This window comes from Kribbella sp. NPDC056861, assembly GCF_040687575.1.
Classification (GTDB): domain Bacteria; phylum Actinomycetota; class Actinomycetes; order Propionibacteriales; family Kribbellaceae; genus Kribbella.
The window spans coordinates 665,097-682,918 of the sequence record NZ_JBFBNQ010000002.1; the positions used below are offsets into that span (position 1 = coordinate 665,097).

Here is a 17,822-nt window from a genome sequence, read left to right on the forward strand (position 1 = left end):
GCCCGTCAGTGGCAGCTGTAGGTCGGGCTGGCGTCCAGCACCTGGTTGTTGAGGCCCAGCAGCGTGCTCTGGAAGGTGTTGTCGGTCATCGACAGCTTCAGCACCCCGAAGCCCTCGACGAGCTTGGCGGTCGACGGGTGACCCGACGTCACCGGGTACAGGTTCTTGCCGCCCATGCCGCCGATGATCTGGACCGGGCCTGCTGCGTCGACGCCGCCGCTCTTGTTCTGCGGCAGGAAGCGCTCGTAGTGGTGGTCGTGGCCGTTCAGGACCAGGTCGACCTTGGCGTTGACGATGGTCTCCCACAGCGGGACGACGGCGTCGTTGTCCCCGTGGTCGCCGGAGCTGAACCGCGGGTGGTGGTAGTAGACCGCGACGCAGCCCTTGGTGTTGGCGGCCAGGTCGGCCTTCAGCCAGGCCAGCTGCGGGGCGGGCGACCCGTCGTACTCACCGCTGAAGTCGTTCGAGTCGACGGCGATGAAGTGCCAGTTCCCCTTCTCCCAGCTGTAGTAGCGCTTGCCCTGCGGCTTGGCGATCGCGTTGCCGAAGTACTTCTCGTACCCGCCGAACGGGGTGTCGTCGTAGGTCTCGTGGTTGCCCGGGACCGGCTTGGTGATCGCCTTGAACTTGCCCCAGGTCTTGTCGTAGTAGTTCTGGAAGTCCGACAGGTGGGCGTCGTCGTACTGGTTGTCGCCCATCGTGATGACGTTGGCCGGCTTGATGAAGTCGACCACCTTGGCCGTCTTCGGGTGGACGCACGAGGTGCTGGACGCGGTGCACTGGTCGGCGATGTCGCCGGCCGCGGCCAGGACGAAGCTCCCGGTACCGCCGCCCGCGCTGGTGGTGACCGTGATCGCGCTGCTCGCCGCCGAGGTGTTACCGGCCAGGTCCTTCGCCTTCACCGTGTACTGGTACGCCGTACTGGCGGTCAGGCCGGTGTCGTTGTACTGCGTCGTAGCGGCCGACCCCACCACGGCGCCGTTTCGCAGTACGTCGTACCCGCTGACGCCGACGTTGTCGGTCGAAGCGGTCCACGAGAGGTTCGCGGAGGTGGCGGTGATGCCGCTGGCCGCCAGGCCGGTCGGCACGGTCGGCCCCTGGGTGTCACCGCTGGAGGCGGTGGTCCCGTAGACCTCGAGCTCGAACAGCGAGTAGCCGTAGGCGGTGGCGCGCTGGGTGCCGACCAGCCGGACGTACCGTCCGTTGCCGCCGAGACCGGTCAGGTCGTCGGTCCCACCGTTGCCGTTGGTCACCGTTTTGATCGTGGTGAAGTTGGTGCCGTCGGTGGAGGTCTCGATCCGGTAGGCCTTGCCGTAGGCCGCCTCCCACTTGAGCTTGACCCGGTTGACCGTGGCCGGCTGACCGAGATCGACGCTGATCCACTGCGGATCGATGCCCTCCGCACTCCCCCAGCGGGTGGTCGAGCTGCCGTCGACGGCCTTGTCACCGCTCAGGGCGCTGGATTCGTTGCTGGAGGTCAGGACGGGTTTTTGCTGCGACAACAGGGAATCTGCTGTTGTCCCGGCCGTGGCCTGGGCGGCGGCACCCAGGCCGGCCACCAGTAATACCGGTAACAACACTGCCGAAATCTTCGTGCGTCTTTTCATCTGCTGCGCTCCCAGGGGCGGGGTGGTGAGAATTGTTAGGAAAGTTACCTAACAGAAAACCCAGCGTCAATGGCCCGGCTCCCGCCAGTACTCATGCTTCGCCCGCCGATATATGATCGATTTTGTGAGGAACAAACCGCCGTCCCTGACCGAATCGCAGTACTTCCTGCTGGCCGCCCTGCTCGACGGTCCGCTGCACGGCTACGGCATCATCAAGGCCACCGAGCAGGCCACCGACGGCCGACTCCGGCTCGCCGTCGGCACCCTGTACGGCGCTCTGGATCGGCTCGAACGCGCCCGCCTGGTGGAGGCGGACCATGAGGAGATCGTGGACGGCCGGGCCCGTCGCTACTACCGCCTGACCAACGACGGCGCCGCCGCCCTGCAGATCGAGGCGCGCCGCCTGCAACAGGCCGCCAACGTGGTGATCGGACGCACCCGGACGGCCGAAGCGTGAACCGTCTCGCCCTGGTCGCCTACCCCAAGACCTACCGCGACGGCCACGGTGACGAACTGCTGGCCTGTCTGACCGAACTGCATCCCGGCCGCGCCTGGCCACCGTTGCATGAGGCAACGGCCTTGGTCCGTGGCGGCCTCCGGGCCCGGGTGCAGGCTGCCACCGCTCACGGTCCTTGGTGGGTCAGCGGCCTCCAGTTGGCCGCGCTCTGGCTCACGCTGCTCGCACTGACGCCTTATCTGCAAGACATCTGGACCTGGGCACTGCACCTCGACCCGGGCTCGGACGCCATTAACTTCCACTTCAACGGTTGGTACCCCTGGGCGATCGGCGAGGGCACGCGGACCCGCCTGCTCCCCTACGGCCTGCTTCCGTTGATCGCTTTCATCGCCCTGCTCCGCGGCCGGACCTGGATCGCAGTACCGGCAGCGGCGGCCATGATCTACGCCGGCGTCAGCAGCTCAGACGTGTTCGGCGACCGAGGTGTTGCCGGTGTGATCTACTACGGTCTGGGCGCGCCGATCCTTGCCCACGACATCTTTCTGCCCGTGCTCCTGCTGGGGATCTGCGCGATTCTCGCAGTGGCCAACGGATCGCGCCGCTACTCCTACGGCTGGCTGATCCCGGTCGTGCTGGCCATGTTCGTTGCCGGCGGCCTCCACCTCACCGCGGGCGGTCCCTGGTTCCAGCGTGGCCAGTTCGTCCTGGAGCTCGCGGTGCTGATCGCTGCCGGCTGGGCAACGATCACGACCCGCGACTACCGCTGGACGATCCCGGTCGGCGCCTTCGCGATCGTCCGGACGGAGACGATCCTGACCGACTCGACGATCCTGACCTACCACCCGCAGCCGAGCACCACGGTCCTGCTGGCACTGGCCGTCATACTGCCCGCGTTGCTCCTGGCGACCAGGAGCAACACGCGCCTCAGCTGATCAGCTACGGGCGACCGTAGGTCTCCAGCAGCCGCAACCAGATCTCGTTGATCGTCGGGTACGCCGGTACGGCGTGCCACAACCGGTCCAGCGGCACCTCGCCGACCACCGCGATGGTTGCCGCCTGCAACAGATCGGCGACGTCCGGCCCGACGAAGGTGACGCCGAGAATCACCTTGCGCTGCTCGTCGACCACCATCCGCGCGGTGCCCTTGTAGCCGTCCGCGAACACACTCGCGCCTGCCACGTTGCCGATCTCGTAGTCGACGACCCGGGTCTGGTACCCCGCTGCCTCTGCCGCGGCGGCCGTCAGCCCGATCGAAGCCACCTCGGGCCCGCTGAAGGTCACCTGCGGGACGGCCTGGTTGTCCGCCGTCGCGACATGGGTCCCCCACGGCGCGTCCGAGACCGGCTTGCCGTCGGCGCGAGCGGCGATCACGTCACCCGCGGCGCGGGCCTGGTACTTGCCCTGATGGGTCAGTAGCGCGCGATGGTTCGCGTCGCCGGCGGCGTACAGCCAGTCGAAACCGCGGACCAGCAGGGTGTCGTCGACGTCCAGCCAGCTGCCCGGCTTCAGGCCGATGGTCTCCAACCCGATGTCGCCGGTGCGCGGGGTGCGGCCGGTCGCGACCAGCACCTCCTGCGCGGTGACGGTCGAACCGTCGCCCAGCTCCAGCACCACGGCGTCGTCGGTCCGGTGCACGCTCTTCGTGGTGGTGTCGAGCAGCACCGTCGCGCCCAGCTCGCGCAGCCCCTCGGTCACCATCTCGCCGGCGAACGGCTCCATTGCCTCGAGCAACTTGCTGCGCGCGATCACGGTGACCGTCGTCCCGAATCCGGCGTACGCCGTGGCCATCTCGACGGCCACCACCCCGCCGCCGATGATCGCCAGACTGCTCGGCACCACCTTCACGCTGGTCGCGTCGCGGCTGGTCCACGGGTCAGCGCCGCGCAGGCCCGGGATGTCGGGGATCAGCGCGTCGGAGCCGGTGGACACCACGACCGCGTGCCGGGCGGTGAGGACCGTGTCCCCGACCGTCACCGTCTTCTCCCCGGTGATCCGGCCGTGGCCGCGGACGAGCGCGATCCCGGCGCTGTTCAGCCAGGCGACCTGGCCGTCGTCCTTCCAGTGACTGGTGAAATCGTCCCGCCGGTCGAGCACCGCCTGGACGTCGACGTCACCGGTCACCGCCTGGGCGGCGCCGCGGACGTGCCGCGCGGCGCGTAGTACCTGGGCCGAGCGGAGCAGCGCCTTCGACGGCATGCAGGCCCAGTACGAGCACTCGCCGCCGACCAGCTCACTCTCCACGATCACCGCGGTCAGACCGCCCTTGATCGCGCGATCGGCGACGTTCTCCCCGACCGCGCCGGCACCCAGCACGATGACGTCGTACTCCGTTGTTCCCATGGCATCCATCGTCGCAGTCCGCGGCCGCGATCCGGTCAACGACCCGGCTTGGGGATGTACTGGCTGAAGGTCAGGCAGAGGCTGGCGACCACACAGGCCAGCGCCACCGGAACCATCGTGTAGTGATAGCCCGCCTTCATGGCCAGTACCGCGGCGCCGAGCGGGCCGATCGCCCTGGCGGCCAGCACCGGCGTCGCGAGTACTCCCGAGATCGTGCCGTACCCGGCTGCGCCGTACCGCTCGAGCAGGATCGCGGGCGTGGCGAGAGTGGAGACGCCGAATCCGAGGCCGAACAACAGGATGCACAGCGCCGCCCCGAGTGGATGCAGGCCGAGCAGTGGCAGGACGCCGATCGCGAAGCACTGGATCAGGAAGGTCCGGGCCACGATCGTCGACATGTCGAGCCACCGTTGCAGCACGGAGGTGACGATCCGGCCGGTGACGGAGTACACGCCGAGCAGTCCGGTCAGCCCGGCCGCGACCGCCGGCCGGTAGCCGAGGTCGACAAGGAACAGCACCAGATGAACCGAGACGATCGCGATCGCTCCGCTGTGCAGGACGAAGCCGACGGTGATCAGCCAGAAGCCACCGTCGCGAACGGCGACCCGGATCGCGCCGCGGTCCGCGGGGTCTCTTGCTGATTTCGGGTGGGCCGGACGGGTACCGCGCAGTGCGAAGCCGTGCAGTGGCACGGTCACCAGGTTGTGGGCGAGGCCGAGAATCAGCAGTGCCTGCCGCCAGCCCTGCGCGTGAATCAACTGCCCCGCCAGCGGAATGAAGATCGTGCTCGCCAGCCCGGCGACCATCGTGACCACCAGCAAGGCGTTGGCCCGCCGCTTCGGTTCCAGTACTGCGACCAGTACCGCGATCGCCGGGCCGTAGAGCACCATCGCCGACGCGACGCCGATCAGCACGAAGACGGCGTACAACTGGACCACGTTCTGCACCTGCGACCAGGCGAGCACGGCCACACTGCCGAGCAGCGAGCCGGTGGTCATCAGCAAGTGCGCGCCGCGTCGGTCCAACCAACGCCCGACCGGGACCGACATCACGCAGCTGACCAGGATCGCGAGGGTGAGCGCACCGGCCGAGGTGGCGGTCGAGATGCCCAGGTCGAGACTCATCGGGCCGAGGAAAACGCCGAAGACGTAGTACAGGACGCCGTAGCCGACGGTCTGGGTCACGGCCAGCGCGGCGACCACCGGGAACCGGTTATCGCGCAGGACGCTGGGCTCGAGCTGCGCAGACACCGTGCCGACTATGGCCGCAGACTTCAGTGTCGGCAAGAGGCGATTTTATGGACCACTGCAAGTGCATGGTTATGGACCTCTACAGGGGACCAGAGCCGCCGTACGTTGAGGCCATGAGCAACCATTCCTGGCCGGCCTACAGCCGCGCGGGCAGCGCGATGTTCCTGGTCGGCAGCCTGGCGGCCGTCTCCGGCGTCGTCAACGACTACCCCTTCTACGGCGGGCAGGCCGCGCGATACCTGGTCTCCGCGATCCTGTTGTTCGCGGTCGCCGGGGCTCGGCGGATTCCGTTGATCCGTCCGACCGGCCGGGAGGCGCTGCTGCTGATCGCCCTCGCCGCGACCGGGCTGGTGCTGTTCAACCTGTTCGTCATCGAGGGCACCCGGCACGCGAACCCGGCGATCGTCGGAACGATCGTGGGCACGGTCCCGATCGTGCTCGCGCTGGCGGGACCGCTGTTGCGGCGTACCGGGCCGTCGGGGCGGATCATCGTCGCCGCCTCGATCGTGGTGGCCGGTACGGTGTTGGCCTCCGGCTTCGGAACGTCCGACCTGCAAGGGATCCTGTACTCCGTTGGTGCGCTCGCCTGCGAGGCGTGTTTCTCGCTGCTCGCGCTGCCGTTGCTGGTCAGGCTCGGCCCGGTGCGGGTGTCCGCCTACACCGCGGCGACCTCGGTGCCGATGTTGCTCGGGCTCGGTCTGATGACCGATGGTTCTGACTTCCTCCGGACGCCGAGCCTGGCCGAACTGGGCGGGCTGGCCTACCTCGCTGTGCTGGTGAGTGGAGTCGCCTTCCTGCTCTGGTACCGCGCGCTGCCGATGCTCGGGGCTGATCGCGCCGGGCTGTTCGCCGGGATCATCCCGGTCGGGACCATCATCACCTCGCTGATTCTCGGCTTCGGCCTGCCGGCGCCCGCCGAGCTTGCCGGGGTAGTGCTGGTGATCGCCGGACTGCTGGTCGGTCTGTACCGGCCACGGACCGCAGTACCGCCGACATCCCCCACCCCGACCACACAGCCCGCGACCACGGCTCTGTCCGCTCCGCCACACTCGGTTGACATTCACTGACGTTCCGCGTGCAATATATTGCATTCAGCACATCAGAGAATCAGGAGCCACCATGAGCCTGAGCGACTTCCCCCGCCACCCCCTCACCTTCGGACCGAGTCCGCTCCACCCGCTCAAGCGGCTCTCGGACCATCTCGGCGGGGCGGCGATCTGGGCCAAGCGGGAGGACTGCAACTCAGGGCTCGCGTTCGGCGGCAACAAGACCCGCAAACTCGAGTACCTGGTGCCGGACGCGCTCGCCCAGGGCGCGACGCACCTGGTGACGATCGGCGGGATCCAGTCCAACCACACCCGGCAGGTCGCGGCCGTCGCCGCCTCGCTCGGGCTGAAGGCGCGGCTGGTCCAGGAGAGCTGGGTCGACTGGCCGGACGCGGTCAACGACCGGGTCGGCAACATCTTGCTGTCGCGCATCATGGGCGCCCAGATCGAGCTGGTCGAGGCCGGCTTCGGCATCGGCTTCAAGGAGAGCTGGGAGCACGCGCTGGAGCAGATCCGCGCCGAGGGCGGTGTGCCGTACGCGATCCCCGCGGGCGCCTCCGATCACCCGCTCGGCGGCCTCGGCTTCGCGAACTGGGCGGACGAAGTACGGGCTCAGGAGGAGGCGCTGGGCCTCTTCTTCGACACCATTGTGGTCTGCTCGGTGACCGGCTCCACCCACGCCGGGATGATCGCGGGCTTCGCGGGCCAGGACCGGCCCCGCCGGGTGATCGGTATCGACGCCTCGGCCAAGCTCGCCGAGACCCGCGCGCAGGTGGAGAAGATCGCCCGCAACACCGCCGACCTGATCGGCCTGGGTCGCGACCTGCGCGACGACGAGATCACCGTGCTGGAAGGCTGGGCCGGCGAGTACTACGGCATCCCGGTGCAGAGCACGTTGGACGCCATCCGGCTGACCGGTTCGCTGGAGGGCGTGATCCTCGACCCGGTCTACGAGGGCAAGTCGATGGCGGGCCTGATCGACCTGGTTCGCAGTACCGAGATCCCTCGCGACTCCACTGTTCTCTATGCCCATCTCGGCGGCCAACTGGCTCTCAACGCGTACTCCGCCCTCTTCAAATCCTGAGTTCGAGGCAGGCAACTCCTGGGCCGGTCGCGTTGGCGAGGCCGGCTGGTCGGCCGGAGGCCAGCAGGATCAGGTCGGCCAGCGGGGCATGCAGCTCGTCGGGGCCGTCGCCGCCGGACCAGTCGGTGTCGGTGGCCACCAGCTTCACGCCGCGGAGACGTTTGGGGGCGCCGTAGAAGGCGTTGCCACGAAGGTGTTCGAGCGCCGCGATCGTCGGCTTCACCGGCATCGGGCGAGGTCGCCCGAGCGGACGCGCGATGTCCTGCCCGTGGACCAACGCATCGAGGAGACAGTCGAGGGAGCTGGAGCCAGGCGCGTGCTTCTCCGACCCCGCGGTCGACCGGATCTGCTCGATCAACTCGGCCCGCGAGAACTGGGTCGCACGCTTGCGGGCCAGGTCGGCCTCCATCCGGTCGAAGCTCCCCCGCGCCTTGATCGCACCCCAGACCGCCATCCCCAGCGTCAGCCGGGTCGACAGGGTCAGGTGCGCTGCGACGTCCTGCACGGTCCACCCCGCGCACAGCGAGTCCCTCGACCACTCGTCATCGCGCAAGTCGGCCAGCAGGTCGGCGAAGGACAACCGCTCGGCCTCGACCCAGGTCATGATCTCGTTCATCGTGCCGCCTCCTCAGGAGTTCAGTTTCAGTGGTAGGACTCCCGCGATGAGGCAGACTCATCGGTGTGAGCGAAACTTCTCTCCAGTCGGCGGCCGACCTCAGTCGAGCGCAGCAAGGTGACGACGCCGCCTTCAGCCGCCTGATCGCGCCGCTGCACCGTGAGTTGCACGCTCACTGCTATCGGATGCTCGGCTCATCGCACGACGCCGACGACGCTTTGCAAGACGCGTTGCTGCGGGCTTGGAAGGCCATCGCCCGGTTCGAGGGACGCAGTACGCTCCGGTCCTGGCTCTACACCGTGGCGACCCGCACCTGCCTCGACCTGGTGGAGAAACGCGGCAAGCGCGCGCTCCCGATGGATCTCAGCCCGTCGAGCGATCACGCAGTACTGGTGGACCCACCGCTGACCGAGATCGCCTGGCTCGGCCCGTACTCCGTCAGCGACCTCCCCACCGGACCAGCAGCGCACTACGAGCAGCGCGAGGCGGTCGAGCTCGCTTTCGTCGCCGCGCTTCAGCATCTGCCCGGCAACCAGCGCGCGGCGCTGCTGCTGTTCGAAGTACTGGGGTTCAGCGCGGCCGAGATCGCCAGCATGATGGACACCTCGACCGCCTCGGTGAACAGCGCGCTGCAGCGGGCCCGTCGGATCGTGGCCGACAAGGTGCCTCCGGTGAGTCAGCAGCAAACCATCCGCGAGCTTGGCAACGACCGGATCCAGGAGTTGGTTGCCAGCTACGCGACCGCGCTCGAACAAGGCGATGCGGATCTTCTCGTCGCGCTGCTCACCGAAGACGTCACTTGGTCGATGCCGCCACTGGGCCATTGGTACAGCGGAATCACGGCGGTGATGGACTTCGCCACCGAGGTGCCGCTGACCAGATGCCCGAGCTGGCACCACTTGGTGACCACGGCCAACGGCCAGCCCGCAGTCGCATGTTATCTGGGGATGTCCGCCGAGAGCGAGCACAACGCCTGGTCGATCAACGTGCTGACGATTCGCGACGGCAAGATCTCCGCCGTCACCTCGTTCATCGGCGCGGAACACTTCCCCTTGTTCGGTCTCCCGGCGACGTACTGAGAGCTCACCCGATCCGCTGCAGCGCCTTCTCGCGGCGGCCCGCGACGCTCGACCCCGATTCGCGGCGCGCCATCCTTCGCAGTACGACGGGAGCCAGCACGAACCCGAGCACCGCCCACGCCCCCAGTACTCCGACGGTCTCCAGGTGCCGCCACGATTCGCCGATCTCGACCGCGACCGCCTCGCCGGGCAGCAACGCGGACCGCATCCCCAGCCCGAGCCAGTAGATCGGGGTCAGCTGCGCCAGCCACTCCAGCCAGCCGGGCAGCGCGGTGACCGGGTAGAAGATGCCCGAGATCGCGATCACCCCGAGTACCGGCAACTGCAGCAGCCCTTGGGATCGCGCGCTGGTGAACACCGAGCCCAGGATCGCGCCGATCGGCAGCGTCGCCAGCAACCCGAGCAGCAGCACCCAGAGCAGCGTCAGCCAGGCTCCCGGCCGATCGACCGCGAGGCCGCCGATGATCAGCAGCCCGGGAATCAACAGGATCGCCAGGTCGACGAGCAACCCGCCCGCGACCGAGACGACCTTGCCGGTCAGGTAGCCGACCATGCCGTTCGGCGTCGCCTTGGCGCGCAGCAAGGTGCCGTCCTCACGATCGACGGTGAGTTGCTGGCTCATGCTGACCATGCCCATCGCCGTGTTCATCCCGAGGATGCTCGGCAAGGCCAGTGCGCCCAGCGCGAACCCGGTCGAGCCGAACGACCTGTCCCGCAGGAAGTACAGCGCGATCAGCATCAGGACCGGCCAGAGGAAGTGACTGACCAGCTCACCGGGGTTCGTGAACGACTGGCGCAACTCGATCACTCCGCGCCGCCAGCCGGTCCTGATCGCCATCATCCGCGGACTCATCACGCCACCTCGCTCTGCCGCACGAGGGCCAGGTAGGTGTCCTCCAGGGTGGCCCGGCGGACCTCCAGCTCGGCCAGCGCTTCGCCGTACTGGTGGAAGAGGTCGCGGACGAACGCCGTGGACTCGCTGGTGGACTCGGCGAAGTGCCGGCCCTCGACACTCCAGCGGACCTCGTCCTGGCCGGCGATCTGCCGGGTCAGGTCAGCTTCGGTGCCCGAGGCAACGATCCGGCCGGCGGTCAGGACCAGGATGCGATCGGCGAGCTTGCCCGCCTCGTCGAGATCGTGCGTGGTCAGCAGCACGGTCGTCGCCTCCTCCACCGCCAGGCGGCGTACCAGGTCGTGGAACTCGTGCCGCGCCACCGGGTCGAACCCGACCGTCGGCTCGTCCAGGAACAGCACCTCCGGCCGCCCGACGATCCCGATCGCGACATCCAGGCGCCGGCGCTGCCCGCCCGACAGGGTCTTGATCTTCTGGTTCGCGTGCGCGGTCAGTCCGACGGCCTCGATCAGTTCGTCGGCATCCCACGGCCGCCGGACCGCGGCGGTCGAGTACGGCGCGTAGTACTCGCCGAGATGCCCAAGCAGTTCGCGGACCCGCCATTTGCCGTGATCCCGCCAGGACTGCAGTACTACGCCCAGCCGCGCCCGCCACTGCTCGTCGCCCTCGGCCGGATCAACACCGAGCACCTCGACCCGGCCGGCCGAACGCAGCCGAAAACCCTCCAGGATCTCGATCGTGGTCGTCTTGCCCGCGCCGTTCGGCCCGAGCAACGCCAGTACCTCGCCCTGCCGCGCCCGCAGCGTCACGTCGTGCAGCACATCGGTCGCGCCGTACCGCATCCGCAGGCCGTCGACCTCCAGCACGACTTCCCCAGTCATCGTCATACCTCGGAAGCTACGTTGCGTTTCTGCAGTCGGCAACACTCATTCCGCTGGCTTGAGCAACTATTCTTGACTTTCTGAGCTATTGTTGCAATGACTTTGACAGCGAACGCAAACCCGGGAGGTGCTGATGCCAGGAGGCCGCCTGACCCAGCAGGACCGCCTGCTGATCGCCACCCGGCTGACCGCGGGGCACGGGTACGCCGAGATCGCGCGCGAGCTGGACCGTCCGACCTCGACGATCAGCCGTGAGGTCACCCGCAACGGCGGTCGCGCCGGATACCGCGCCGAGCACGCCCAACTCGCGACCGGCTCTCGGGCCCGCCGACGCAAGAGCTCCGCCCCGGAGGAGTCGGGCCCTGCGACCGATGCCTACGGCCGGGACCGGTCGGCAGTCCGGGAGTACGCCGAACTGTTCGCCGAGACGATGGTCGAGACCGGCCTGCCGCGGATGGCCTCGCGAGTGCTCTCCTTTCTCTACACCGCGGACGCCGCCAGCCTCACCGCCGCCGAGCTGGTCCGTGAGCTGAAGGTCAGCCCCGCCTCGATCTCCAAGGCGATCAACTACCTGGAGAGCCTCGAACTGGTTCGCCGTGAGCCGGATCCTGGTCAGCGGCACGAGCACTACCTGATCGCCGAGGACATCTGGATCCAGGCGTGGCGGACCAGCGCCCGCGCCAACGCGAACTGGGCCGGCACCGCCCGCAAGGGCGCCGAGCTGTTCGACCCGGCGACTCCGGCGGGCGAGCGACTCGAGCGAATGAGTCAGTTCTTCCAGCAACTCAGCGACGACATGTCCGGGCACGGACCTGATCCCGAAGTCGCCGAAGACACCGCCACGCTGCTGGCAGCGCTCGTCCACGCTTCCCGACCACTCACCTCGACCCAGCTCAGCACCGCACTCGACTGGTCGAGCGACCGCCTCAGTGCGGCGCTCTCCGCAGCGAAGACCTACGAACTCTTCACCGATCCGCTGGCCGTCAAGACAGTTGCCCCCGACACCTATGCGGTGGCTGTCACCCGCCTGAGCGACGCCCAACGCCGTGCGCTAGCGCCTGCTTCACCACGCGCCCGAGCGACCTGACCCGCAGCGCCCCGTCCGCCAGCCCGATCTCGACCAGATTGTCGAAGACTCCCTGGTCGGCGGCAGATGCCCTGATCCCCGCATCCAGCACCACCCCAGAGCGCGTCAGCCCCGCAACCAGCGCAGTGTGCCGGAAATGCTGACCCAACAGCCGCTCCGAAGCCTTCCGGTACTCCGTACCCGCATCGCCCGAGCCACCGCGAATCGCTTCCGCCGCAGCCTTGCCCGCCAGCATCCCGGTCGCGACCGCGTAGTAGATCCCCTCACCCGTCATCGGATTGATCAGCCCGGCGGCATCACCGACGAGCATCACTCGACCAGCCTGCGGCCGCCACGCCCACCCCGACAGCGGCAACTGATGCCCACGCCAGTCCGTCCCGCCAACGCTTGCTTCTGGCAACAACTTTTCCAGGCATGCCAGCAATCCGGCCCGCGTCGGATGGTCCTGGCCCGCCCGCAACTGTTCGCCGTACCCGACGTTCGACCAGCCGTCGCCCCGATCGAACGACCACGCGTACGACGGCTGCCTCGCAGTACCGAACACGATGACCTGCTGCCCAGCCCTGCTCGCGGGCGTCGGCGCATAGCCGCGCAGCGCCAGCGCGACCGGCCCGGCTGCAACACCTAATGCCCCGCGGACCAGCGAGTGCGCGCCGTCCGCTCCGACGACCATCCGGGCTTCTTCGTCATCGACCAGCACTGCCGAGGTCTGTACGTCGATGCGTGCGACGCGCTGCTTCCGCAGTACGGCGCCCGCTTCTTGAGCCGCCTCGACCAGCCGCTGGTCGAACAGAGTCCGCGGCACCACGTAGGCGGGTCTCGCCATCAACCGGTCGACCCCGAGCGATCCGCGGCGCAGAGACAGCCGGCGGATCGGCATACGGTCGTCGACCAGGCCGGTCACGCCGACCTCGGCCAGCAGGTCGAACACCTGCGGCGCGATCCCGTCCCCGCAGGCCTTGTCTCGCGGGAAGTCGTGGCGGTCGAGTAGCAGCACCGACAGTCCAGGCTCAGCCGCGAGCGCACCCAACGCCGCTGCCGAACCAGCCGGTCCCGCTCCTACCACCACCAAGTCCCACGTCATTCAACGCAGGCTACTGCGATTCCGGTGGTCAGCGGCCGCCGCGGCGGCCGGGGCGGCGAGATGGGGGGACGGCGGGGATCCGCCGGGAGCGCGGCGTCCGGCGATCGGCGTGGCCGCTGCCTTCGGACGGCGTCACCGGCCGAGCTTCGTCGAGATCGATCGCCGTCGGCAACGGCGGCAGGAACGCCGGCGGTGTGAGCGCAGGCACCGGCTCGACCCGACGACCGGCTTCACCCGATGATTCTTCGACAGTCAGTTCGTCGAACATCGTGTCGACGGTTCCTTCGGGCTGCGGCTCCTCGGCCGGCTTGGACCGCGCCGCACCCTCCTTGCTGACCGCAGGTTTCGGCTTGCTGAGCACCGCGGCCGGAACGTACGCCTTCTTCTTCGGCAGCGTCGTCCGCAGCTCGAGCCCGAGCGTCCGGATCAAGGCGCCGACCACCACGACCATCACGGCGACCGCGAGGACGGTGCAGCCGGCGAACAGCACCGACTGCCAGCCCGCCTTCCAGTCCGACGGCCCGGTCCGGCGCATCGCCGCGACCATCGCGACCACCACCACGTTCGTGATGCCGACGGCGACCGTCGCCAGGATCGTCCAGACCAGCACCCGCCGCTCCAACTCGACATCGTCGGCGGCCGCGACCAGGCCGGCGATCAGCCCGGCCAGTACCGGCACGGTGTAGACCATGGCGAGCGTGAGTCCAGGGCTGGCGACCAGGTAGAAGATGTCGAAGACGAGCGCAGTACCGGCCAGTGCCGCCGCGAAGCAGATCACCATCGGCGGGTAGAACCGCACGATGGCCACCGCGTCGGCAGGCACCGTCCTGATCATCCGGAACGCTGAAACGTCACTTCTCCGTCGCTCGAGGCTGTCTCGTTCCTCATTGTGCCGGTACCCGGTGCCCGTGGTCACAATCGGAACGGGTGAGTTGGCAACCTTTCGCCGCTCCCCGCCCTGACAACGCGACAGGCGCGCACCCCGTTACGGGGTACGCGCCTGTTCTGGTGCGGAAGCTCAGACCTTCTTGGCGATTCCCGCCATCAGGATCCGCTGGTAGGGCTGCAGGTCCTCGACCTCGGGCACGTCGGCCTCGGGGTCCTCCGGGAACCAGCGGGCCAGGAAGTCCAGACCCGGCGGCACCAGCGGCAGGCCGAGGAAGTGCTCGGTGATCCGCTCCGGGGTCCGGATCCAGCCGTTGCCCAGGCTCTCCAGACCGGCCTGCTCGATCGCCTTCTGCAGCGGCTCGCCGGTGTCGACGAAGTCGGTGATGAACAGGTAGCTGCCCGGGGCCAGCGTGTCCAGGATGGTGCGGACCCACTCGTCCGGCAGTTCGTCGTCGTGGAAGTGCATGTGGATCCCGACGATCATCAGCGCGATCGGCCGGCTCCAGTCCAGGTGCGCCCGGATCTCCGCGTTGTCGAGGATCTCCTTCGGCTGCCGCAGATCGGCGGTGACCACGATGGTGCTGTCGTTGGTGGCCAGCAGCGCGCGGCCGTGGGCCAGCACGATCGGGTCCTTGTCGACGTACGCGACCTTGGCGTCAGGGTTGATCTCCTGCGCCGCCTGGTGGGTGTTCTTCTGGGTCGGCAGGCCGCTGCCGATGTCGAGGAACTGGTCGATCCCGGCCGTGCGGACCAGGTACTGCACGCCCTTGACCAGTGCGTCGCGGTTGTCGATCGCGCACCGACCGGCGTCCGGAACGTACTTCAGGTAGGTCGCCGCACCCTCGCGGTCGGCGGCGAAGTTGTCCTTGCCACCGAGCAGAGCGTCATAGACGCGGGCGATGGTCGGTTGGGAGGTGTCCAACCCCGGAGGGGCATCCGGGCCGTCGGGAGTCGCCATCGGCGCAGCCTTTGAGTCGTAGGGAATCGTTGCCGTGATCGTAGTGCATTTGCATACCAGCCGCAGCCTGGTCAGGCCCTTTCGGGAGCGGTTCAAGCAGTCAACTGGGTAAGGCCTTGCCTGGTTACGCCGAACGCCCGACGAGGCGTCGGCCGAACAGCCCACAGCGGGCCGTGGAACTCCGCGCCAGCGCGGGGAAATCGGTTACTCACCGCGACATCGCGGTGGTCCCGACCGGGCCGAAACCACGGAGCGTATTGGTACGGACACAGCGGCCTCTAACGTGTACGATGCAAATGCAAGCCCAAATGCACGTGCATATGCCAAAGACGTACGGAAGGTGCAGCTGATGACTGCTATCTACAACGGCATGCCCGGCGACGCGAACAGCGAGCTGATCTGGAAGAAGAGCCAGCGCAGCGGCCCGCAAGGCAACTGCGTAGAGGTGGCGACGCTTCCCGGCGGCGGCGTGGCGATGCGGAACTCGCGTCACGCGGACGGACCGGCACTGGTCTTCACCAAAGCTGAGATGGAAGCATTTCTCGGCGGCGTTCAGGACGGGGAGTTCGGATACCTCGTCTAGTCACACCTCACGAGCGAGAGGCCCCTTCACCAGGCGAGTGGTGGAGGGGCTTCTTATTGTCTTGGTACTTCGGTGAGGCCGGTCGCATCTATGCCTCGGCGGCCGACGGGAACGACAAAGGCCGGCCTTCCGCTAGGAGGCCGGCCTTTCTTCGCTGGTGCGCAGCAGAGCTGTCCTGCGAACCAGTGGGCGTTTCGGGGTACGGACCTACTGAACAGTGAGCGGCCAGAGCTGCTCGCTCGGCAGTTCCGAGGCTCCAGCGGTGGCCGCGCCGTCCACCGTGATCCGCAGACCGGTGAACTTGGGCGTCATCACCCGCTGGTAACGCGAGGCCCGGTCGGGCTCCGCGACGTACTCGGCGATCAGGTGGTCGCCCAACCAGATCCGCACCATTTTCCAGCCTTTCGCTCGTTCGGCGTTCATCCCAGGCTCACGACGGGGTCGCCGTCCAGCAGGCGCTCCCCGCGAAGCCAGCCCTCGAAGGCCCAGCGCTGCTGCTCGGGGCAGCGCGCCACCAGGTCCTGGATCTCCCGCTCAGTCAGCTCATCGGGGGCGCGCTCGCCGGAAGGGCGGGCTGCCGCGAACCTGATGGCGTCTGTGTCGTCGTCATTCATCGACTCGGGTTCCCCAACCAGTCATGCCGGCCGCACCGCCCGGCGGGTCTGTAGGACCGGCCTGCTGAATCACGCGATGTCACTATTTGCGAGATTCAGCTCACCTTCTGTGCATGAAGCAATCATGGCGGTCGCATGAAACGAATGCAAGCGCCAGATGCACGTGCATCCGCACGTTTTCGACTTGTGACCAACTGAACGCTCAGCAGCGGCCTCCAGCGCGCTCATCTGAGCCTCAAACCTCCCAATCAACCTGACTTGGAAGCGATTTTCTGCTGGCGGGCTTACTCGTGCACGCGCCGGCGGCCACTGCTCGCCGTGACTGAGGGTGATGAAATCTGGCAACGATGCCGGTCGCGGACGGCGACCCCGACTCTTATGTAAGAACTTCGACAGATCACCGCTGGGCCATGAGATGATTCGTCGGGGTGGGACAGGCCGCCGTGTGGGATCTCGTGCTGGGGCGTCGGAGGTGAGTGTGACGGAGTCGGGCGCTTCGGGCGGGCCGACCGCGCTGCGGATCATTCTCGGCGCGCACCTGCGGAGAATGCGTGAGGCGGCCGGGATCACCAGGTCCGACGCCGGCTGGGAGATCCGCTCGTCGGAGTCCAAGGTCAGCCGGATGGAGCTCGGCCGGGTCGGCTTCAAGGAGCGCGACGTCCGCGACCTGCTGTCCCTGTACGGCATCGACGACGGCGAAGAGCGCGAGCGGCTGCTCGCGTTGGCCCGCGACGCCAACAACCCCGGCTGGTGGCACCGCTTCGGCGACGTACTGCCCAGCTGGTTCCACTCTTACCTGGGCCTGGAGTCCGCGGCCCAACTGATCCGTACCTACGAGCTGCAGTTCGTCCCCGGCCTGCTGCAGACCCCGGAGTACGTCCGCGCAGTCGTCCAGCTCGGCCGCGGCCTGATCCCCGCCGAAGAGGTCGAGCGCCGCGTCACCCTGCGGGTCAACCGCCAGGAGATCCTGTCCCGACCGACCCCGGTCCGCCTGTGGGCCGTCGTCGACGAGTCGGTACTCCGCCGCCCGATCGGCGGCCTGAAGGCGATGCGCATCCAACTCGAGCACCTGATCGAGGCCTCCCACATGCCGAACGTGACGCTCCAGGTGATGCCGTTCGACTCAGGCGGCCACGCAGCCACCGGCGGCGCCTACAGCATCCTGCGTTTCCCCGAGCAGGATCTCCCCGACATCGTCTACATCGAGCACCTGACCAGCGCGCTCTACCTGGACAGGCTCGAAGACCTCGACCAGTACACGGCGACGATGGAAGCTCTCTGCGTGGCAGCTCCCCCACCCAGCAAAACCCGCGACCGCCTCGCCGCCATCCTCCACGACTACGACTGAGCGTCAGTCCTCCGTGGTTGGTGAGGGCAGTTCCTGCCGGCGTCACG

At 68.0% G+C, this 17,822-nt stretch carries 19 protein-coding genes; 8 read left to right on the top strand and 11 right to left on the bottom strand.

The window, feature by feature from the left end; translation table 11 throughout:
- Positions 1-5 precede the first annotated feature (5 nt).
- Positions 6-1,607 (bottom strand): discoidin domain-containing protein, encoded by a 1,602-nt coding sequence (locus AB0P21_RS10255; protein ID WP_363695388.1) that lies wholly within the window; start codon positions 1,605-1,607, stop codon positions 6-8.
- A 124-nt stretch (positions 1,608-1,731) separates the two neighbouring features.
- On the opposite strand from AB0P21_RS10255, the gene AB0P21_RS10260 reads away from it, so the two are divergent.
- A complete protein-coding gene (locus tag AB0P21_RS10260; RefSeq protein ID WP_363695390.1) occupies positions 1,732-2,064 on the top strand; it encodes a PadR family transcriptional regulator in 333 nt (110 codons plus the stop codon).
- Positions 2,061-2,996 (top strand): hypothetical protein, encoded by a 936-nt coding sequence (locus AB0P21_RS10265; protein ID WP_363695391.1) that lies wholly within the window; start codon positions 2,061-2,063, stop codon positions 2,994-2,996. The genes AB0P21_RS10260 and AB0P21_RS10265 overlap by 4 nt, the downstream gene beginning before the upstream one ends.
- A gap of 4 nt (positions 2,997-3,000) precedes the next feature.
- Here AB0P21_RS10265 and AB0P21_RS10270 read toward each other — a convergent pair whose 3' ends face one another.
- Positions 3,001-4,404 (bottom strand): NAD(P)/FAD-dependent oxidoreductase, encoded by a 1,404-nt coding sequence (locus tag AB0P21_RS10270; RefSeq protein ID WP_363695393.1) that lies wholly within the window; start codon positions 4,402-4,404, stop codon positions 3,001-3,003.
- A 35-nt stretch (positions 4,405-4,439) separates the two neighbouring features.
- A complete protein-coding gene (locus AB0P21_RS10275; RefSeq protein ID WP_363695395.1) occupies positions 4,440-5,654 on the bottom strand; it encodes an MFS transporter in 1,215 nt (404 codons plus the stop codon).
- Between the two features lie 113 nt (positions 5,655-5,767).
- On the opposite strand from AB0P21_RS10275, the gene AB0P21_RS10280 reads away from it, so the two are divergent.
- Positions 5,768-6,721 (top strand): DMT family transporter, encoded by a 954-nt coding sequence (locus tag AB0P21_RS10280; protein ID WP_363695397.1) that lies wholly within the window; start codon positions 5,768-5,770, stop codon positions 6,719-6,721.
- A gap of 52 nt (positions 6,722-6,773) precedes the next feature.
- Positions 6,774-7,784 (top strand): 1-aminocyclopropane-1-carboxylate deaminase, encoded by a 1,011-nt coding sequence (locus AB0P21_RS10285; RefSeq protein ID WP_363695399.1) that lies wholly within the window; start codon positions 6,774-6,776, stop codon positions 7,782-7,784.
- Here the strand turns inward: AB0P21_RS10285 and AB0P21_RS10290 are convergent.
- On the bottom strand, positions 7,774-8,400 hold the full coding sequence (locus AB0P21_RS10290; RefSeq protein WP_363695401.1) for a maleylpyruvate isomerase family mycothiol-dependent enzyme: 627 nt from the start codon (positions 8,398-8,400) through the stop codon (positions 7,774-7,776). The two genes, AB0P21_RS10285 and AB0P21_RS10290, sit on opposite strands and share 11 nt — an antisense overlap.
- A gap of 65 nt (positions 8,401-8,465) precedes the next feature.
- Here AB0P21_RS10290 and AB0P21_RS10295 point away from each other — a divergent pair, with 65 nt between their 5' ends.
- The gene (locus tag AB0P21_RS10295) at positions 8,466-9,479 is read left to right on the top strand and encodes a sigma-70 family RNA polymerase sigma factor (protein ID WP_363695403.1); all 1,014 of its coding nucleotides are present in this window, start codon (positions 8,466-8,468) and stop codon (positions 9,477-9,479) included.
- A gap of 4 nt (positions 9,480-9,483) precedes the next feature.
- Here AB0P21_RS10295 and AB0P21_RS10300 read toward each other — a convergent pair whose 3' ends face one another.
- Together AB0P21_RS10300 and AB0P21_RS10305 are read right to left on the bottom strand one after the other, a co-directional pair.
- On the bottom strand, positions 9,484-10,332 hold the full coding sequence (locus AB0P21_RS10300; protein ID WP_363695405.1) for an ABC transporter permease: 849 nt from the start codon (positions 10,330-10,332) through the stop codon (positions 9,484-9,486).
- Positions 10,332-11,219 carry an ABC transporter ATP-binding protein gene (locus tag AB0P21_RS10305; RefSeq protein WP_363695406.1) on the bottom strand — a complete coding sequence of 296 codons (888 nt, stop codon included), beginning with the start codon at positions 11,217-11,219 and terminating at the stop codon, positions 10,332-10,334. Before AB0P21_RS10305 ends, AB0P21_RS10300 begins: the two co-directional genes overlap by 1 nt.
- 127 nt (positions 11,220-11,346) lie before the next feature.
- Here AB0P21_RS10305 and AB0P21_RS10310 point away from each other — a divergent pair, with 127 nt between their 5' ends.
- Positions 11,347-12,300 carry a MarR family transcriptional regulator gene (locus AB0P21_RS10310; RefSeq protein WP_363695407.1) on the top strand — a complete coding sequence of 318 codons (954 nt, stop codon included), beginning with the start codon at positions 11,347-11,349 and terminating at the stop codon, positions 12,298-12,300.
- Here the strand turns inward: AB0P21_RS10310 and AB0P21_RS10315 are convergent.
- The 3 genes from AB0P21_RS10315 to AB0P21_RS10325 all read right to left on the bottom strand — a co-directional run bounded on the left by AB0P21_RS10315 (position 12,233) and on the right by AB0P21_RS10325 (position 15,230).
- On the bottom strand, positions 12,233-13,384 hold the full coding sequence (locus AB0P21_RS10315) for a geranylgeranyl reductase family protein (protein ID WP_363695409.1): 1,152 nt from the start codon (positions 13,382-13,384) through the stop codon (positions 12,233-12,235). The two genes, AB0P21_RS10310 and AB0P21_RS10315, sit on opposite strands and share 68 nt — an antisense overlap.
- Positions 13,385-13,412: 28 nt before the next feature.
- Positions 13,413-14,219 (bottom strand): hypothetical protein, encoded by an 807-nt coding sequence (locus AB0P21_RS10320; RefSeq protein ID WP_363695410.1) that lies wholly within the window; start codon positions 14,217-14,219, stop codon positions 13,413-13,415.
- Positions 14,220-14,402: 183 nt separating this feature from the next.
- Positions 14,403-15,230, bottom strand: a complete 828-nt coding sequence (locus AB0P21_RS10325; RefSeq protein ID WP_363695411.1) for an SAM-dependent methyltransferase — start codon at positions 15,228-15,230, stop codon at positions 14,403-14,405.
- Positions 15,231-15,579: 349 nt separating this feature from the next.
- On the opposite strand from AB0P21_RS10325, the gene AB0P21_RS10330 reads away from it, so the two are divergent.
- Positions 15,580-15,813: a DUF397 domain-containing protein gene (locus tag AB0P21_RS10330; RefSeq protein WP_363695413.1), complete on the top strand. Its 234-nt coding sequence runs from the start codon at positions 15,580-15,582 to the stop codon at positions 15,811-15,813.
- Between the two features lie 207 nt (positions 15,814-16,020).
- Here AB0P21_RS10330 and AB0P21_RS10335 read toward each other — a convergent pair whose 3' ends face one another.
- Entirely contained in the window at positions 16,021-16,206 is a 186-nt protein-coding gene (locus tag AB0P21_RS10335; RefSeq protein WP_112249279.1) for a hypothetical protein, read from the bottom strand.
- 26 nt (positions 16,207-16,232) lie between these two features.
- Positions 16,233-16,427 (bottom strand): hypothetical protein, encoded by a 195-nt coding sequence (locus tag AB0P21_RS10340; protein ID WP_363695414.1) that lies wholly within the window; start codon positions 16,425-16,427, stop codon positions 16,233-16,235.
- A 478-nt stretch (positions 16,428-16,905) separates the two neighbouring features.
- Between AB0P21_RS10340 and AB0P21_RS10345 the strand changes: the two genes are divergently transcribed.
- A complete protein-coding gene (locus AB0P21_RS10345; protein WP_363696471.1) occupies positions 16,906-17,775 on the top strand; it encodes a helix-turn-helix transcriptional regulator in 870 nt (289 codons plus the stop codon).
- Positions 17,776-17,822: the final 47 nt, after the last annotated feature.

Coding starts and splice junctions, on each gene's coding strand:
- AB0P21_RS10255 (WP_363695388.1), bottom strand. CDS start 1,607: ATGAAAAGACGCACGAAGATTTCGGCAGTGTTGTTACCGGTATTACTG.
- AB0P21_RS10270 (WP_363695393.1), bottom strand. CDS start 4,404: ATGGGAACAACGGAGTACGACGTCATCGTGCTGGGTGCCGGCGCGGTC.
- AB0P21_RS10280 (WP_363695397.1), top strand. CDS start 5,768: ATGAGCAACCATTCCTGGCCGGCCTACAGCCGCGCGGGCAGCGCGATG.
- AB0P21_RS10285 (WP_363695399.1), top strand. CDS start 6,774: ATGAGCCTGAGCGACTTCCCCCGCCACCCCCTCACCTTCGGACCGAGT.
- AB0P21_RS10290 (WP_363695401.1), bottom strand. CDS start 8,400: ATGAACGAGATCATGACCTGGGTCGAGGCCGAGCGGTTGTCCTTCGCC.
- AB0P21_RS10300 (WP_363695405.1), bottom strand. CDS start 10,332: ATGAGTCCGCGGATGATGGCGATCAGGACCGGCTGGCGGCGCGGAGTG.
- AB0P21_RS10305 (WP_363695406.1), bottom strand. CDS start 11,219: ATGACGATGACTGGGGAAGTCGTGCTGGAGGTCGACGGCCTGCGGATG.
- AB0P21_RS10310 (WP_363695407.1), top strand. CDS start 11,347: ATGCCAGGAGGCCGCCTGACCCAGCAGGACCGCCTGCTGATCGCCACC.
- AB0P21_RS10315 (WP_363695409.1), bottom strand. CDS start 13,384: ATGACGTGGGACTTGGTGGTGGTAGGAGCGGGACCGGCTGGTTCGGCA.
- AB0P21_RS10320 (WP_363695410.1), bottom strand. CDS start 14,219: ATGATCAGGACGGTGCCTGCCGACGCGGTGGCCATCGTGCGGTTCTAC.
- AB0P21_RS10325 (WP_363695411.1), bottom strand. CDS start 15,230: ATGGCGACTCCCGACGGCCCGGATGCCCCTCCGGGGTTGGACACCTCC.
- AB0P21_RS10330 (WP_363695413.1), top strand. CDS start 15,580: ATGACTGCTATCTACAACGGCATGCCCGGCGACGCGAACAGCGAGCTG.
- AB0P21_RS10335 (WP_112249279.1), bottom strand. CDS start 16,206: ATGGTGCGGATCTGGTTGGGCGACCACCTGATCGCCGAGTACGTCGCG.
- AB0P21_RS10340 (WP_363695414.1), bottom strand. CDS start 16,427: ATGAATGACGACGACACAGACGCCATCAGGTTCGCGGCAGCCCGCCCT.